Consider the following 17,355-nt stretch of genomic DNA (forward strand, 5'->3'; position numbering starts at 1 on the left):
AAGTATGAAATACACACTTGAGATACAAAAGCTACTGTTGCAGGCACAAAATGATAACCTGCATCCCCGTGAGAAAGCCAATCTACTGAAAGAGGCTGTTCGCATTGCAGATGAGAATGAAGATATACAATGGGCTGTAGAGATGAGGCTGGACCTTATCTATGAATTGAATCTCCTCTCGGCAGATGCTGAAGAGATCGCGGTGTTCTCTAAAATCCTGGACAACTATGAAAACCATAAGGATTTGATTAATGAGGATGATATCTTATGGAAATACAAATGGATATGGTCTTGTACCTTTGATCTTCCCAGTATACCGATGGAGCAGGTGGAAGCGGTAGGTGAAGATTATAAAACCCGTATTTTGCGCAACGGTTATTCATTGCGTACATATTATCACCGGTTGTCTGTGGAATACACTAAAATGAGGGAATATACGAAAGCCAAAGATTACATAGATAAGATGCTGGCGGAAAAGATGGATGACCTGACTTGTGAAGCTTGTGAGCTGAACTTCATGTTGGATTATTATCTTGAAACTGGACAGTTTGAAGAGGCCTATAATCGTGCGCAACCTTTAATTTCCAAGCAAATTTCTTGTTACGAAGCCAATCTGAGAGCTTATCTGAAATTGGCATATTATGCTTATAAAGCCGGGAAGCCGGAGATAGCGGCGGATATGCGTGCACGGGCCGAAGAAGCTTTGGCGGGAAGAGAAAAAGATGAATATCTGCTTCTTTATCTTGGGCTATTCATTGCCTATTATTTTATGACTGATCCGGACAGAGGCTGGGAGTATGCAGAGCGTTGTATTCCCTGGAGCCTGAATACTAATATGCAGAAAAAATATCGTTTTTCATGTGATATGGTAGAGGCTTTGAGTTATGAATCCCGTGAAGAAGTCAGCTTGTCTCTGCCGGAAGAGTTTCCGCTTTACCGGGCAGACGGGATATGCTCAGTAGCTGCATTGCATGATTATTTTTATAAACAAGCTACCCAATTGGCAAGCCTGTATGACACACGTAACGGAAATAACGGATATCAGGAACGATTATTTAATGTCAATTTAATTGGCAACCTGTAGATTAATACGTATTTTTGCCGTCCAATTATTTATTAAAAACAACTGAATAACAGAAAAATGAGAAAGTGGCGTATTGAAGATTCTGAAGAACTTTACAACATCACAGGTTGGGGGACTTCATACTTTGGTATTAATGACAAAGGTCATGTTGTTGTTACACCGCGAAAAGATGGCGTAGCCGTCGATTTGAAAGAATTGGTCGACGAGTTGCAGTTGCGTGATGTGGCGGCTCCGATGCTCCTACGTTTTCCGGATATTTTGGACAACCGTATTGAAAAGACTGCCTATTGTTTTAAACAGGCATCCGAAGAGTATGGATACAAAGCCCAGAATTTTATCATCTATCCGATTAAAGTGAATCAGATGCGCCCGGTTGTTGAAGAAATTATCAGCCATGGCAAGAAATTTAATTTGGGTCTTGAAGCCGGTTCCAAGCCCGAACTGCATGCAGTGATTGCTGTCAATACGGATTCTGACTCTCTTATTATCTGCAACGGCTATAAAGACGAAAGCTATATTGAGCTTGCTTTGCTGGCACAGAAGATGGGTAAACGTATCTTTCTGGTAGTTGAAAAGATGAATGAGTTGAAACTGATTGCCCGCATGGCAAAGCAGCTGAATGTACAGCCTAATATTGGTATCCGTATCAAATTGGCTTCTTCGGGAAGTGGAAAGTGGGAAGAGTCAGGAGGGGATGCCAGCAAGTTTGGACTGACTTCCAGTGAGTTGCTTGAGGCACTTGATTTTCTGGAAAGCAAAGGCATGAAGGATTGTCTGAAACTGATACACTTCCATATCGGAAGTCAGGTGACAAAGATACGCCGTATCAAGACAGCATTGCGTGAAGCTTCTCAGTTCTATGTGCAGCTCCATGCGATGGGGTTCAAAGTGGAATTTGTTGATATTGGCGGTGGTCTTGGAGTTGATTATGACGGCACTCGTTCATCAAGTAGTGAGAGTAGTGTCAATTACTCTATTCAGGAGTATGTCAACGACTCTATTTCCACGTTAGTGGATGCCAGTGACAAAAACGGTATTCCCCATCCCAATATTATCACTGAGAGTGGCCGGGCTTTGACAGCACATCATTCTGTGTTGATTTTCGAAGTGCTCGAAACGGCTACTTTACCTCAATGGGATGATGAAGAGGAGATTGCTCCGGATGCGCATGAACTGGTACAGGAGCTTTATGGCATTTGGGATACATTGAATCAGAACAAGATGCTTGAAGCATGGCACGATGCCCAGCAGATACGTGAAGAGGCACTCGATCTGTTCAGCCATGGTATCGTAGACCTGAAGACACGTGCTCAAATAGAACGTCTTTACTGGTCTATTACTCGTGAAATCAATCAAATTGCTGGTGGACTGAAACATGCTCCCGATGAATTCCGCGGATTGTCTAAATTGTTGGCTGATAAATATTTCTGTAATTTCTCACTTTTTCAGTCGCTTCCGGATTCTTGGGCGATCGACCAGATATTTCCGATTATGCCCATCCAGCGTTTGGATGAAAAACCGGACCGCTCGGCTACCTTGCAGGACATCACCTGTGATTCCGATGGAAAGATAGCCAATTTTATCTCTACCCGGAATGTAGCACATTATATGCCGGTACATAGCCTGAAGCAGAAAGAGCCTTACTATGTAGCGGTCTTTTTGGTAGGGGCTTATCAGGAAATCCTGGGAGACATGCATAATCTGTTTGGAGATACGAATGCGGTGCACGTTTCCGTCAATGAGAAGGGCTATAATATCGAACAGATTATTGACGGGGAGACGGTTGCCGAAGTACTTGACTATGTACAATACAACCCGAAGAAACTGGTTCGTACCCTTGAAACATGGGTGACAAAATCTGTAAAAGAAGGGAAGATTTCTGTAGAAGAAGGAAAAGAGTTCCTTTCCAATTATCGTTCGGGCTTGTACGGATACACATACCTTGAATAAATAAAAAGAACTATCATTTTATAAACGACGAGCTACAAGTTACGAATACTGCACATGATATCAGTCTCGTTTCTTGTAGCTCGTGGCTTGTAACCTGATGGAGTATAAATCGTAATTTGTAAATAGAAAGAATATGAAGGAAAAACTGACAGTCATTAAAGTTGGTGGCAAAATCGTAGAAGAAGAAGCTACGCTGAAGCAGTTACTGGATGATTTTGCTGCCATTGAAGGGCATAAGGTACTTGTTCATGGAGGGGGACGTTCGGCTACAAAGATAGCTGCCTTACTGGGGATTGACAGTAAAATGGTCAATGGACGCCGTATAACCGATGCGGAGACACTGAAGGTTGTGACAATGGTCTATGGTGGGTTGGTAAACAAGAATATTGTAGCCGGATTGCAAGCCCGTGGGGTCAATGCCCTGGGGCTGACCGGAGCGGATATGAATGTAATCCGTTCGATGAAGCGCCCCGTAAAAGAGGTCGATTATGGATTTGTCGGAGATGTAGAGAAGGTAGATGCCACATTGCTTTCTGATTTGATTCATAAAGGAGTGGTTCCGGTGATGGCACCGTTGACACATGACGGGCAAGGGAATATGTTGAATACGAATGCAGATACCATTGCCGGAGAGACAGCTAAAGCTCTTTCTGCCATTTTCGATGTGACCTTGGTTTACTGCTTTGAGAAGAAGGGGGTTCTTCGTGATGAAAACGATGATGAGAGTGTCATTTCTCAGATCAATCGTGCCGAGTTTGAACGATATATTGCCGAAGGCGTTATTCAGGGAGGCATGATACCGAAACTTGAGAATTCTTTTGAAGCAATAAATGCAGGTGTGTCTGAGGTGATAATAACCTTAGCGTCAGCCATTCACAAAGGTGGAGGAACCCGGATAAAAAAATAATTCAAAAAAAAGAGGAATACATCTGTAACTTTTCACCCACTCACCCGTCAACTTAATAGAGATGCAAGAAATCAGCTTCCGAGACGACATATTGCCATTGAAAGATAAACTCTTTCGTTTGGCACTCCGAATCACCTTCGACAGGGCCGAAGCAGAGGATGTTGTTCAGGATACGATGATTAGAGTGTGGAATAAACGTGAAGAGTGGACACAGTTCGGATCTATTGAGGCTTACTGCCTGACTGTGGCGAAGAATCTGGCCATAGACCGAAGCCAAAAGAAAGAAGCTCAAAATGTGGAACTCACACCGGAAATGGAGGAAGAATCCGAGGCATCCGGTCCTTATGATCAGTTGATTAATAATGAACGAATGTCAATCATCCATCGTCTGATTAACGAACTTCCTGAGAAGCAACGGCTTATTATGCAGTTGAGGGATATAGAAGGGGAAAGCTATAAAGAAATAGCGAAAATCTTGAATCTGACAGAGGAACAGGTAAAAGTGAATCTTTTCAGAGCAAGACAAAAGGTAAAACAAAGGTATTTAGAGATTGATGAATATGGATTATAAGTATATAGAACAGCTTTTAGAGCGATACTGGCAATGTGAGACTTCTTTGGAAGAGGAATCGGAATTGCGGTCTTTCTTTTCGGAGGAAGAGGTACCCGCTTATTTGCTCCGTTACAAGGACTTGTTTGTTTATCAGGCAGTTCAACAGGAAGCAGGGCTGGGAGAAGACTTTGATGAACGTATTCTGGCTCAGGTAGAGGCACCTGTAGTAAAAGCAAAACGTCTGACGATGATTGGAAGGTTTATGCCTTTGTTTAAGGCTGCCGCTGTGATTGCGTTAATTTTGTCATTGGGTAATGTAGTGCAACATACATTCTTTGCCGATGAGGCTTTGGATTATAATTATGATGCTTATAAGGACACGTACGATGATCCCGAAGTGGCTTACAAACAAGTTTCTTCTGCGTTGATGATGTTGTCTGAAGGTATAAATAAATCGCAGGATCAAATCGCCGGAGATAGTGTGAAGGTTGAATCGATTCGAGTGATGAAGGAATAAAATAATGAAGAGCGTTCTTTTAATGTGCTGGATGGCATTGCTGTCTGTGGCTGTTTCGGCCCAGGACTTTGCTTCACGTTTTATGGCTGAACATAAGGCGGATTCTAATCTGACTTGTGTTACAATCAGTCCGAAAATGATGGAGGAGATAATGAAGAGCGATGCTGAGAAAGATAAAGAGGTGCTGGATATGATCTCTAATCTCAAGAGTATGCAGGTGCTTACTTCCGATGTGGAAGGAAAAAAGTATTTTGATGCAGCTTTGAAGGTGGTTGAGAAGAATACCGGAAGGTTTGAATCGTTTCTTTCTTTTAAGGATAAATCTGAGAATTGTCAGATTATGGTTCGTAAAAAGAAGGATACAATTGTTGAATTGGTGATGCTGATGCACGAAAAGAATCATTTTGCTGTAATAAACTTTACCGGAAATATGAGTCCGGAGTTTATTGCACAGATAAAGAGACATTTTCATTTGCTTTAAACATATAATATAGTTAGTGTGCTTAATTAAAACAACTTTTTGATTTGAGGCTGTGAAGTTTCAATTCTCTCAATTTCAATAAAAAACTAACTAAATAAATGGGCTACCGCGTGATGCAGTAGCCCTTTTATGTTTATATTACGTCGTCTTCATAGAGCGAAGTTAAACTAAGAGAGAGTTTCTATATTTAAAGTTTTCGTAATCCTCTTTTTGAAAAGTTTATTTGCGGATTACCTTTGTATGCCACACTTCCACTTCCACTGACACCTCCCGTCAGGTTTTCAGTAGCATGACATTTTATGCTACCCGAACCACTGATATGTGCATTGACATCTTCTGTCTTTAAATCTATGGCATTAATATCTCCCGAACCTGCAATACGATACTCGGCTTTGCCCGATTTGCCGTTCAGCAACACATTTCCCGAGCCTGAAATATTTGCTTCTGTGCATGATACATCAATTCTTTTCAAGTTGATGTTTCCTGAACCGTAAATATGTGTTGACAGTCTTGTACAAGAGAAATTGCTTCCATTGATGTTCCCCGATCCGTAAATGCATATTTCCAAATCGTCGTTGCTCTCCATTCCATTTGTAAAGGTTGTATTTCCTGAACCATATATGGATAAATGGTTTAATGATGGAGAAGATACTCTGATTTCCAGTTTCCCACTATTGCGGATGGAGGTATTCTTTTTAAATTTAACCACCAGTGTTTTTCCTTCAACAGTGGTTTCCAATAACTGGACGATGTTGTCGGGACCATAAATCTGTACAGTGGGAGTTCCTTGCTTTTGTGTATAAACAATATCCGAACTACTCATTGATTTAATTTTGCTGAAAGAACCGACTCTTATGTCTTTAGTGATATAGTTTGAACTTCCACTTACGTGCTTTGTCTGTGAACAGGCCCCAATGATTAATAACAGCATGGAAATTGTAAGGCATGACAATAATTGTTTTTTCATGGTCTTGTGATTATTGTATTAGATATTCTTAATAGTTCCCACTCCTTTTTTATTGAGTGATTTTATGGTAGGATTACCTTTATACTTAATGCTTCCCACTCCCCGTACAGCTGCATTGATGGATTCCACTGCGTTGCAGGTAATATCTCCTACACCCTGTGAACTGGCTTCTACTATATTGGCCTGCAGGTTTCCGGCTTCTATATTGCCTACCCCTTTAGAGTGAAGAGTAGCTGCCTGAACTGTTCCTTCAAGTTTTACATTTCCTACACCCATTGATTGCACATTTAAACTACTGCAGGTCAGTGATTTAATTTTTACATCACCTACTCCTTTGCTTTCCACATAGAGGTTGTCGGTAGTCAAACCGTTATCAATATGTACATCACCTACTCCTTTGAAGGAAATACTGTTTAAAGTTGGAGATGTAATTGTTATCTTCATCTTTTTGAAGTTGCGTACCTTTTTCGATTTATCGATGCTTAACAATAAGGTACTATCTTTTACAGCCACCTGTATTAACGCCACAATGTTATCCGGCCCATAGATTTGTACGTCTGTTTTTTCATCTGCGGATTGTGTGTAATAGATGTCACCTACGGTCCCCGCGTCAATTTTGTTGAACTCCTTCACTTTATAATCTCTCGTGATAAGTTTCTTACTGGGTTGAATACCTTCACCCATATATACGCAACTGCCCAATAACCCTGCTGTTAACAGTAATGCCGACAACATTTTAAAGATTGTTTTCATTTTATTTCGTTTTTAGAGGTTTCTATCAGTTTAGACGTAGGTTGAGTAGGAAAAGTTGCATCTATCTTTCTTTTTTCTGCAAAATAATCCGTTTATTTGTATTTATAATTAAGAACAACATTGGATAAGATTATTGAAGATAAGGAGTTAGGACGTCTGATCGTACGCGATAATGTGCGTGCCAAGAGACTCGTTTTTCGTACGAAAGTTGATGCGATCTATGTTAGTATACCTCCGGGAGTTACGATGAAGGAGGTAAAGGAGGCGATAGAAAAATTACGTTCCAGATTGTTGGATTCCAGGCAGAAGTTGATACGTCCTCTGATTGACCTGAACTATCGGATCGATACAGAATACTTCAAGTTATCATTGGTCAGTGGTAAGAGGGAGAAATTCTTGGCTCATTCCGAATTGGGAGAAATGCGGATTATCTGTCCTCCAACAGCTGATTTTACAGACTCGAATTTGCAGGATTGGCTTCGAAAAGTGATTGAAGAAGCTTTGCGACGGAATGCAAAGATTATCTTGCCTCCTCGGTTGTATATGCTTTCAGAGAAGCACCGTTTACCCTACGAGAGCGTGCAGATAAATTCGAGCCGTGGGCGATGGGGAAGCTGTTCCTCTCGTAAACAGATAAATCTCTCTTATTTCCTTGTATTGTTGCCAAAACATCTGATAGATTACGTCCTTTTGCATGAACTTTGCCATACTTGCGAGATGAATCATGGAGATCGCTTTTGGGACTTGCTAAATGGGCTTACCGATGGGAAAGCATTGGAACTACGCGAAGAGTTGAAGAGGTACAAGACTGAGATCTGACATGGCAGTTACAAAACAAATGTCGTAAAGTTCTTCCCACCACAGATTTTGCCGATTATTACAGATTGATTGTCTGCACGGATAATCGGCTTTTAGTTTTTCATGAGTGTGAATCGAATCTTTTATATTCTATGGTTTAAACTGGAAAAGCTCTTGCCTTCTCATTTTTGTGGCAGCTGTTTGATACCGTCAATATCCTTTTCAAAACGATAAGTGCCTCCTTTCTCACTTAGGTCAAATGCGGCTACTGTTTCAGTTTGATTGTTTACAATCATCAGTGCACTTTGCTCTGCGAAGCGTCCGACTTCAATGGCAGTAGGCTCTTCTTTGATCTGTTTATTCATGATCAAGCTGTCATTGACAAACAGTGAGATCGAGTCACCCACGAAGCCTTTTGTCAGCTGAATGGAGTATGTTTCACTAAAGTGACGGACGGCTTCTTTTTCTCGTTGTAATCTTAAACTCATATATACAAAGATGACCACGACAAATATGACGGCAAATGCTAAAATGCCGTTTCCTACCATAAATTGCTTGTTAGTGTTAAGACGATGTGCCATAATACTATATTCTTTAATATTCGGGGTAAAGATAGCAAATCTTTTTGTATCTCATTTGTTTTTGTGTAAGTATAAAAGTTACAAAAAAATAACGAGATCTCTGAATTCTAATCCTTTTGTGTTATATAACATATCAGTTTACATTGTTCGTGCAGAATAAATTATCTTTCTTTGCATCGTGATAGTTCAGCATAGCTATCTGCAATTAAAAACCTTTATTGATGTATGAAAATAACTTTTGGACAACAAACGACCAAAGTAAAGCAATTGGCCGACAAGATTAGCTTTGATATCTCGATGGGAGTATATAAATCGGGAGATTCACTGCCTTCGATCAATCAACTTAGCCATGCATATGAGGTATCCCGAGATACTGTATTTAAAGCTTTTCTTGATTTAAAAGAGAGAGGAATTATCGATTCTACTCCCGGGAAAGGGTATTATGTGGTTGGAAGATTGAAAAATGTACTTCTTTTGCTTGATGAATATTCACCTTTTAAATATGCGCTTTATAATAGTTTTGTAAAGCGTTTGTCTATCCGTTATAAAGTCGACTTGTTGTTTCATCAGTACAATGAACGTTTGTTCAATACCATCATCCGTGAATCGTTGGGGCGGTACAATAAATATATTGTGATGAACTTCGATAACGAAAAACTGTCTCCTAATCTTTATAAGATAAATCCATCTAAACTTCTTCTTCTTGATTTCGGTAAATTTGAGAAAGAGGAGTTCTCTTATGTTTGTCAGGACTTTGATCAAGGATTCTATAATGCGCTACTTCAACTGGCAGATCGATTGAAGAAATATCAAAAACTCGTTTTTGTGTTAGTGAATGATAGCATGCATCCCCGGAGTAGCCGTGACTTTTTTGAGAAATTCTGTGCCGATCAACATCTGGGTTGTGAGGTAGTGAGTGATATTGAAGGACTTCAGGTTCGCAAAGGAGAAGTATATATAGCGATTCGTCAAATAGACGTGGTGAGTATTATTAAGAAAAGTCGTATTGAGGGCTTACAATGTGGGGTTGATTTTGGCTTAATAGGGTATAATGACACACCAGCTTATGAAGTGATAGATCAGGGAATAACTGCATTAAGTGTAGATTGGGAGAAAATGGGTGATAAGGCTGCCGAATTTGTTCTGCAGGGAAAAGCCATACAAGATTACCTGCCTACGGAAGTCAGGCTGAGAGCTTCTTTATAAAAGAGTTCTTCAGAATTGTGTGTCAGCACAGGTCAGCATGGAAAAATTGTCTAATGAATTTAATAATATAGTATGAAAAAGTATCCGAAAATCGGGATTCGTCCCACCATCGATGGACGCCAGGGCGGTGTTCGCGAAAGCCTTGAAGAAAAAACAATGAATCTGGCAAAAGCTGTTGCCGAGTTGATTACTTCTAATCTCAAAAATGGCGATGGAACTCCTGTGGAGTGTGTGATTGCAGATGGAACTATCGGACGTGTTGCCGAAAGTGCTGCTTGTGCAGAAAAGTTTGAACGTGAGGGGGTAGGGGCTACTATTACTGTCACCTCATGCTGGTGTTATGGGGCCGAGACAATGGATATGAATCCATATTATCCGAAAGCTGTTTGGGGATTCAATGGGACGGAGCGTCCGGGAGCGGTGTATCTGGCTGCTGTGCTGGCAGGACATGCACAGAAGGGGTTGCCTGCATTTGGTATTTACGGTCGCGATGTACAAGACTTGAATGATAACTCTATTCCTACGGATGTGGCAGAAAAAATTCTGCGTTTTGCCCGTGCTGCCCAGGCTGTAGCTACGATGCGTGGGAAGTCTTATCTTTCTATGGGTAGTGTTTCTATGGGTATTGCCGGTTCTATTGTAAATCCGGACTTCTTCCAGGAATATTTGGGTATGCGTAATGAATCGGTCGATTTGACAGAGATAATCCGCCGCATGGCCGAAGGCATTTATGATAAGGAAGAATATGCCAAAGCGATGGCCTGGACTGAGAAATATTGCAAAAAGAATGAAGGGCATGATTTCAATGTACCTGAAAAAACAAAGACACGTGCACAGAAAGATGAAGACTGGGAGTTCATTGTCAAGATGACTATCATCATGCGCGATTTGATGCAGGGTAATCCGAAGCTAAAAGAACTTGGATTTAAGGAAGAGGCTTTAGGACACAATGCCATTGCAGCGGGTTTCCAGGGACAGCGTCAATGGACGGATTTCTATCCGAATGGTGATTTCTCGGAAGCATTGCTCAATACTTCATTCGACTGGAATGGTATTCGTGAAGCATATGTAGTGGCCACTGAGAATGATGCTTGTAATGGTGTAGCTATGCTGTTCGGTCATCTGTTGACGAATCGTGCACAGATTTTCTCGGATGTACGTACTTATTGGAGTCCGGAGGCTGTGAAACGTGTTACAGGTAAGGAACTGACAGGTATGGCTGCTAATGGTATTATTCATTTGATTAATTCGGGAGCAACTACTCTCGACGGAACAGGGCAGCAAACGGATGCCAATGGAGAACCTACCATGAAACCTTGTTGGGAGGTTACAGAAGGAGAAGTTGAGAAATGTCTGGAAGCTACTACTTGGTATCCGGCCAATCGTGATTATTTCCGTGGAGGAGGTTTTTCTTCTAATTTCCTTTCGAAAGGAGGTATGCCCGTAACTATGATGCGACTGAACCTGATTAAAGGTCTTGGACCGGTGCTGCAGATAGCCGAAGGCTGGACAGTAGAGATTGATCCGGAAATTCATAAATTACTTGATGAACGTACGGACCGTACATGGCCTACTACTTGGTTTGTTCCTCGTTTATGTGATAAACCTGCCTTTAAAGATGTATACTCCGTGATGAATAACTGGGGAGCTAACCATGGTGCAATCAGTTACGGGCATATTGGTCAGGATGTGATTACACTGGCTTCAATGCTTCGTATTCCGGTTTGTATGCACAATGTGGAAGATGATCAGATTTTCCGTCCGGCAGCCTGGAATGCCTTCGGTATGGATAAAGAAGGAGCTGACTACAGGGCTTGTAGCACTTATGGCCCTATTTATAAGTAATTTTTAGAAGAACACAACATGATCAATCGATTCATATTAAACGAAGTTTCTTACTTCGGTCCGGGAGCACGTGAAGTGCTCCCTAAGGAAATCTCACGTTTGGGACTGCACAAAGCATTTGTAGCAACCGATAAAGATTTGATAAAGTTCGGTGTGGCCGACAAAGTGCTTAAAGTGCTGGATGCTGCTAAGATTCCTTATGTGATATTCAGTGAAATTAAGCCGAATCCTACAGTATCGAATGTAAAAGCCGGTGTCGAAGCATTTGCGGCATCCGGTGCGGACTTTATCCTGGCGATTGGCGGTGGCTCTTCTATGGATACGGCAAAGGCAATTGGGATTATTACTAATAATCCGGAATTCAGTGATGTCGTTTCATTAGAAGGTGTGGCTGATACCAAGAAGAAATCCGTACCTATCATCGCCTTGCCTACTACTGCCGGAACAGCAGCAGAAGTAACTATCAACTACGTGATTACGGACGAACAGAACCAAAAGAAAATGGTTTGTGTGGATCCGAATGATATTCCGGCTATAGCGATAGTAGATGCCGAGCTGATGTATACACTTCCTAAAAGCTTGACTGCGGCTACGGGACTTGATGCACTGACACACGCTATTGAAGGGTTGATAACCAAAGGTGCATGGGAGATGAGCGATATGTTCGAAATTAAAGCTATTGAAATGATCAACCGTTATCTGGTGACTGCCGTTGAAGAACCGTCAAATGCGGAGGCACGTAACGGTATGGCAGTAGCCCAGTACATTGCCGGTATGGCTTTTTCGAATGTAGGCTTAGGGGTCGTTCATGGTATGGCACATCCGTTGGGAGCTATATTCGATATTCCTCATGGCGTAGCCAATGCGTTGTTATTACCTATTGTTATGGAGTTTAATGCTCCGGCTGCTCTTGACAAATATGTAGAGATAGCTAAGGCTATGAACGTGTATTCTGCAGGTATGGCTAAAGAAGAGGCAGCTAAAGCAGCCGTAGATGCTGTAAAAGCACTATCTTTGAGGGTCAATATTCCACAGCACTTGTCCGATTTGGGCATTCAGGAAAGAGACCTTGACCGCCTTGCTACAGCTGCGTTTGCTGATGTCTGTACGCCGGGTAACCCACGGGAAGTAACAAAAGAAATTATTCTTGATTTATATAAGAAAGCATTATGATAACTAATGAACATATCGAGCAGTATCTTGCTCAGGCACATCGCTATGGCGATGCTAAATTAATGTTGTGCAGCAGCGGTAACCTTTCATGGAGAATCGGTGAAGAAGCACTTGTTTCCGGAACGGGTTCTTGGGTACCGAACCTGCAGAAAGAAAAAGTATCTGTTTGCAATATTGCTACGGGTATACCCCAGAATGGAGTAAAACCTTCTATGGAAAGTACTTTTCATTTGGGAATCCTTCGTGAACGTCCGGATGTAAATGTAGTTCTGCATTTTCAATCGGAATATGCTACAGCTGTTTCCTGTATGAAAAACAAACCATCAAATTTCAATGTAACTGCTGAGATACCTTGTCATGTCGGTAAAGAGATTCCTGTCATTCCTTACTATCGTCCGGGTTCGCCTGAACTGGCTAAGGCTGTTGTGGAAGCGATGAAAGAACATAACTCTGTGTTGCTGACCAATCATGGACAGGTGGTATGTGGCAAAGATTTTGATCAGGTGTATGAACGGGCAACTTTCTTTGAGATGGCTTGCCGGATTATTGTTCAATCCGGAGGAGACTATTCGGTTCTGACACCGGAAGAGATTGATGATCTGGAAATATATGTGTTAGGAAAGAAAACAAAATAGAAAATAATGACGACCAGCTTATGAGTACATACTTAGCAGCTGACTTTGGTGGGGGTAGTGGCCGTATTATGGCCGGTACTCTCACTGAAGGTAAGCTAATACTGGAAGAGGTGTATCGTTTTGGTAATCGGCAAATTAGACTCGGAAACCATGTCTATTGGGATTTTCTCTCTCTCTTCGAAGAAATGAAAAACGGACTTCGTGTCGCTGCCCGAAAAGGTTATCTGGTGAGAAGTATCGCTATAGATACCTGGGGAGTTGATTTTGGACTGATTGACAAAGATGGTAATCTGTTGGGTAATCCGGTCTGTTACCGAGATTCTCGTACTAATGGTATGCCTGAGCGGGTGTTTAAGCAGATTGATCAAGCTGCCCATTATGCAGAAACAGGCATCCAAGTGATGCCTATCAATACTCTGTTTCAACTATATAGTATGAAGCAGAACAATGATGTACAACTCCGGGTAGCTGATAAACTATTATTTATGCCTGATTTGTTCAGCTATTTCCTTACAGGAACAGCGAATAATGAATATTGTATTGCTTCTACTTCTGAGTTACTTGATGCTTGTCGGCGCAACTGGTCGGATAACTTGATTAGTGAATTAGGATTACCCCGACATCTTTTTGGTGACATTGTGCTTCCCGGGACTATTCGCGGTAAATTGAAACAAGAAATTGCGGATGAAATCGGTCTAAGCTGTATTGATGTCGTTGCCGTCGGTTCACATGACACAGCCAGTGCCGTATTTGCCGTTCCTTCCAATGAGCCGGATCGGGCTTATCTTAGTTCGGGAACCTGGTCCTTGCTCGGAACAGAGATTGACCAACCGATTTTGACGGAGGAAGCACGTTTGGGAGGATTCACGAATGAGGGTGGCATACAAGGCAAGATACGCTTTCTGCAGAATATAACCGGACTTTGGATTTTACAACGTCTGATGGCTGAGTGGAAGGAGCGGGGTGAAGAAACCAGTTATGATCGTGTGATAGCCGAAGCAACGCTATCAGATATCCGTTCGGTAATTGATGTAGATGATTCTTCTTTTTGTAATCCCGACTGTATGGAAGAGTCGATCGTTATGTATTGTCATAAGCATCATTTGAGAGTGCCGGTTTCTCAGGGAGAGTTTGTTCGTTGTGTCATTGAATCATTGGCACACCGTTATAAATTAGGAGTCGAACAGATGAATCGCTGTCTGCCGGTGCCGGTTAAACAACTTCATATTATCGGAGGAGGCTGCCAGAATCGTTTGCTAAACCAACTTACTGCAAATGCTTTAGGCATTCCGGTATATGCAGGTCCGGTAGAAGCGACTGCTATCGGCAATATCTTAGTGCAAGCGAAAGCTCAAGGTGAAATAGATACTTGGGAAGAGCTAAAAGAAATTATCATAAACAGTGTAAAACCTCAGGTATATTATCCTGAATAACCCGACAACCCATGAAAAACACCAATCGTTCCATTCTTCATAAAGATGGAGTTAGTTACATCCTGCCATTTATTTTAGTGACTTCTTGTTTTGCCTTATGGGGGTTCGCTAATGATATTACCAATCCAATGGTAAAGGCCTTTTCGAAAATATTTCGTATGAGTGTCACCGACGGGGCATTGGTGCAGGTCGCTTTTTACGGAGGTTACTTTGCGATGGCCTTTCCTGCTGCAATGTTTATTCGTAAATACTCTTATAAAGCCGGTATCCTGCTGGGACTGGGGCTATATGCTTTGGGTGCCTTGCTGTTTTTCCCTGCAAAGATGACAGGTGACTATTACCCTTTCCTGCTCGCTTATTTTATTTTGACGTGTGGACTCTCGTTTCTGGAAACAAGTGCTAACCCGTATATATTATCGATGGGTACGGAGGAGACGGCGACCCGACGATTGAATCTGGCGCAGTCGTTTAATCCAATGGGATCATTATTGGGTATGTATGTAGCCATGAACTTCATTCAGGCGCGCCTGAATCCGATGGATACGGTAGAACGCAGCCAATTGTCTCCCTCTGAGTTTGAGGTATTGAAAGAATCGGATTTGTCCGTGCTGATTGCCCCTTACCTGATTATAGGATTAGTGATTCTTGCCATGCTTTTTCTGATACGTGCCGTTAAAATGCCTAAGAATGGTGATAAGAATCATAATATTGATTTTATACCAACGCTAAAGCGTATTTTTAGAGTTCATCATTATAGAGAAGGAGTCATAGCGCAATTCTTTTATGTGGGTGCACAGATTATGTGCTGGACTTTTGTTATCCAATATGGAACACGCCTGTTTATGTCGCAGGGAATGGAAGAGAAAGCTGCTGAAGTGCTTTCCCAGGAATATAATATAATTGCTATGATTATTTTCTGCATAAGCCGTTTTGTGTGTACATTTATTCTTCGCTACTTGAATCCGGGCATGCTTCTCAAGATTCTTGCGATTGCGGGTGGCGCTTTTACGTTAGGTGTGATTTTTTTGCAAAATATATGGGGATTGTACTGCCTGGTAGCTGTTTCGGCTTGTATGTCACTAATGTTTCCCACGATTTATGGCATTGCTCTTTGTGGTTTGGGTGATGATGCCAAGTTTGGGGCTGCCGGTTTAATTATGGCAATTCTGGGAGGTTCTATCTTACCACCGCTACAGGCTTGTATTATTGACCAACATACATTGTTGGGTATGCCTGCTGTAAACTTGTCTTTTATACTTCCTTTTATCTGTTTCGTAGTGATTATCATTTATGGGCATCGTACGTGTGCACGTGTAAGAAAGATAAAAGCAACACAAAAGTAATGTTGAGAATCGGATGCGGTGTTTGACGATTCTTCTGAGCAACTGTTTCCTTCTGCTTGTGTCATTCGTTTCTTGTGGGAAAGTGTCATTAGCGGAAGAAGCAGTGTTTACTATACCGGTGGATACGGCGTTCATGAAGCTTCGTCAATGGGAATGGCATTGCCAGAAACGGGCTGACAGTTGCCTGGCAGAGAATAATTATCAGGAAGCTTTATCTTGGCTGGATTCTGCTCGTAGCCAAGTGGAACATTACGGACGTCCTTATTATATGCTGGCACGTGGGAATGTATATTATTCTATCCATCAATATGATTCCGCCCGTCGTTATTTTAGTATGGCAGCCCATTCCATTCATCCGCATATTGCTATCGAAGCTTGGAGGAAACTTGCAGAACTGGAACTTATGGAAGGAAATGAGAAGCAAGTGTTCTACTCTACGCAGAAGGCAGATGCGCTTTTCCGGGTGGAGATAGGCCATGTGCAGAGTGATAACAGTGAAGCTCTATATCAGGAAGAGAGGTTGAAAAACGAGTTAAACCAATTGAAGATTGCCAAACAGAATCGGGAAATTGCCATGTTAACTTTGAGCCTTTGTCTGCTTGTACTGGTTGCTTTGTTTGTTTTCTACCGGCAAAATAAGATAAAGTGTGAAAAAGAGCGTCTGCTTCTTGAAGAGAAAGCCAAGTTGGAGCAAGAGAACCAAATACTGAAACAAACTGAAGAGTTAAGTGCTTTGAGAGAGAAAGAGGCGGTTTTGCGCGAGTCTTTGTTCCGTAAGGTCGATGTTTTGCGTAAAATACCCTCCCTCAATGAAGAAGAGCAGGAGAGTGGTGAACATCGCATAGCTTTGTCGGAAAGAGAGTGGGAGGAAATTCGTCAGACGGTGGATAATGCTTATGATGGGTTTTCACAACGGTTGCTTGCACGCTTTCCTTTGTTGACTTTAAAAGATATTTATTTCTGCTGCTTGGTGAAGATCAATGTCAGTATAAAGGACCTTTCCGATATTTATTGTATTAGTCGTACCTCGGTTAGTAAAAAGAAATTTCGCATCAAGCGAGAGAAGCTTGGAGCAGAGGATTCGGACTCTTTAGATGACTTTTTGCGTGGTTTTTAGTTCTCGGAAACT

Annotated in this window: 17 protein-coding genes; 14 read left to right on the forward strand and 3 right to left on the reverse strand. The window is 41.8% G+C overall.

All coding sequences use genetic code 11. The features are described from left to right. Positions 1-4: 4 nt before the first annotated feature. The 6 genes from FDF36_RS12885 to FDF36_RS12910 all read left to right on the forward strand — a co-directional run bounded on the left by FDF36_RS12885 (position 5) and on the right by FDF36_RS12910 (position 5,492). The gene (locus FDF36_RS12885) at positions 5-1,084 is read left to right on the forward strand and encodes a tetratricopeptide repeat protein (RefSeq protein ID WP_220391587.1); all 1,080 of its coding nucleotides are present in this window, start codon (positions 5-7) and stop codon (positions 1,082-1,084) included. A 57-nt stretch (positions 1,085-1,141) separates the two neighbouring features. Beyond that, the gene (gene speA, locus FDF36_RS12890) at positions 1,142-3,034 is read left to right on the forward strand and encodes a biosynthetic arginine decarboxylase (protein WP_220391588.1); all 1,893 of its coding nucleotides are present in this window, start codon (positions 1,142-1,144) and stop codon (positions 3,032-3,034) included. Positions 3,035-3,167: 133 nt separating this feature from the next. Then, on the forward strand, positions 3,168-3,941 hold the full coding sequence (gene argB, locus FDF36_RS12895) for an acetylglutamate kinase (RefSeq protein WP_220391589.1): 774 nt from the start codon (positions 3,168-3,170) through the stop codon (positions 3,939-3,941). Positions 3,942-4,002: 61 nt separating this feature from the next. Beyond that, positions 4,003-4,512: an RNA polymerase sigma factor gene (locus tag FDF36_RS12900; RefSeq protein ID WP_005822698.1), complete on the forward strand. Its 510-nt coding sequence runs from the start codon at positions 4,003-4,005 to the stop codon at positions 4,510-4,512. Then, complete coding sequence (locus FDF36_RS12905; RefSeq protein WP_220391590.1) at positions 4,502-5,011, forward strand: hypothetical protein; 510 nt, start codon at positions 4,502-4,504, stop codon at positions 5,009-5,011. Before FDF36_RS12900 ends, FDF36_RS12905 begins: the two co-directional genes overlap by 11 nt. 4 nt (positions 5,012-5,015) lie before the next feature. Continuing rightward, positions 5,016-5,492, forward strand: a complete 477-nt coding sequence (locus FDF36_RS12910) for a DUF4252 domain-containing protein (RefSeq protein WP_005779373.1) — start codon at positions 5,016-5,018, stop codon at positions 5,490-5,492. A 187-nt stretch (positions 5,493-5,679) separates the two neighbouring features. Here FDF36_RS12910 and FDF36_RS12915 read toward each other — a convergent pair whose 3' ends face one another. Both FDF36_RS12915 and FDF36_RS12920 read right to left on the reverse strand, forming a co-directional pair. Then, on the reverse strand, positions 5,680-6,459 hold the full coding sequence (locus tag FDF36_RS12915; protein ID WP_220391591.1) for a head GIN domain-containing protein: 780 nt from the start codon (positions 6,457-6,459) through the stop codon (positions 5,680-5,682). An 18-nt stretch (positions 6,460-6,477) separates the two neighbouring features. Next, a complete protein-coding gene (locus FDF36_RS12920) occupies positions 6,478-7,212 on the reverse strand; it encodes a head GIN domain-containing protein (protein ID WP_220391592.1) in 735 nt (244 codons plus the stop codon). A 120-nt stretch (positions 7,213-7,332) separates the two neighbouring features. Between FDF36_RS12920 and FDF36_RS12925 the strand changes: the two genes are divergently transcribed. Then, positions 7,333-8,031, forward strand: coding sequence for a YgjP family zinc-dependent metalloprotease (locus FDF36_RS12925; RefSeq protein ID WP_220391593.1), 699 nt, complete (start codon positions 7,333-7,335; stop codon positions 8,029-8,031). 161 nt (positions 8,032-8,192) lie between these two features. On the opposite strand, the gene FDF36_RS12930 is transcribed toward FDF36_RS12925, so the two are convergent. Further along, positions 8,193-8,591, reverse strand: coding sequence for a hypothetical protein (locus tag FDF36_RS12930; protein WP_005779366.1), 399 nt, complete (start codon positions 8,589-8,591; stop codon positions 8,193-8,195). A gap of 225 nt (positions 8,592-8,816) precedes the next feature. On the opposite strand from FDF36_RS12930, the gene FDF36_RS12935 reads away from it, so the two are divergent. From FDF36_RS12935 to FDF36_RS12965, 7 genes are all read left to right on the forward strand, one after another. Beyond that, entirely contained in the window at positions 8,817-9,797 is a 981-nt protein-coding gene (locus FDF36_RS12935; protein WP_022011220.1) for a GntR family transcriptional regulator, read from the forward strand. Positions 9,798-9,869: 72 nt separating this feature from the next. Continuing rightward, on the forward strand, positions 9,870-11,642 hold the full coding sequence (gene fucI, locus FDF36_RS12940; RefSeq protein ID WP_220391594.1) for an L-fucose isomerase: 1,773 nt from the start codon (positions 9,870-9,872) through the stop codon (positions 11,640-11,642). Positions 11,643-11,660: 18 nt separating this feature from the next. Then, positions 11,661-12,815: a lactaldehyde reductase gene (gene fucO, locus FDF36_RS12945; protein ID WP_005822720.1), complete on the forward strand. Its 1,155-nt coding sequence runs from the start codon at positions 11,661-11,663 to the stop codon at positions 12,813-12,815. Then, positions 12,812-13,450, forward strand: a complete 639-nt coding sequence (locus FDF36_RS12950) for a class II aldolase/adducin family protein (RefSeq protein ID WP_005779358.1) — start codon at positions 12,812-12,814, stop codon at positions 13,448-13,450. Before fucO ends, FDF36_RS12950 begins: the two co-directional genes overlap by 4 nt. 20 nt (positions 13,451-13,470) lie before the next feature. Beyond that, the gene (locus tag FDF36_RS12955) at positions 13,471-14,883 is read left to right on the forward strand and encodes a rhamnulokinase (protein WP_220391595.1); all 1,413 of its coding nucleotides are present in this window, start codon (positions 13,471-13,473) and stop codon (positions 14,881-14,883) included. A gap of 11 nt (positions 14,884-14,894) precedes the next feature. Then, positions 14,895-16,226, forward strand: coding sequence for an L-fucose:H+ symporter permease (gene fucP / locus FDF36_RS12960; RefSeq protein WP_220391596.1), 1,332 nt, complete (start codon positions 14,895-14,897; stop codon positions 16,224-16,226). 13 nt (positions 16,227-16,239) lie between these two features. Continuing rightward, complete coding sequence (locus FDF36_RS12965; protein WP_022012907.1) at positions 16,240-17,343, forward strand: tetratricopeptide repeat protein; 1,104 nt, start codon at positions 16,240-16,242, stop codon at positions 17,341-17,343. Positions 17,344-17,355 lie beyond the last annotated feature (12 nt).

It is taken from the genome of Bacteroides fragilis (genome assembly GCF_019583405.1).
In the GTDB taxonomy this organism is placed as follows: domain Bacteria; phylum Bacteroidota; class Bacteroidia; order Bacteroidales; family Bacteroidaceae; genus Bacteroides; species Bacteroides fragilis_B.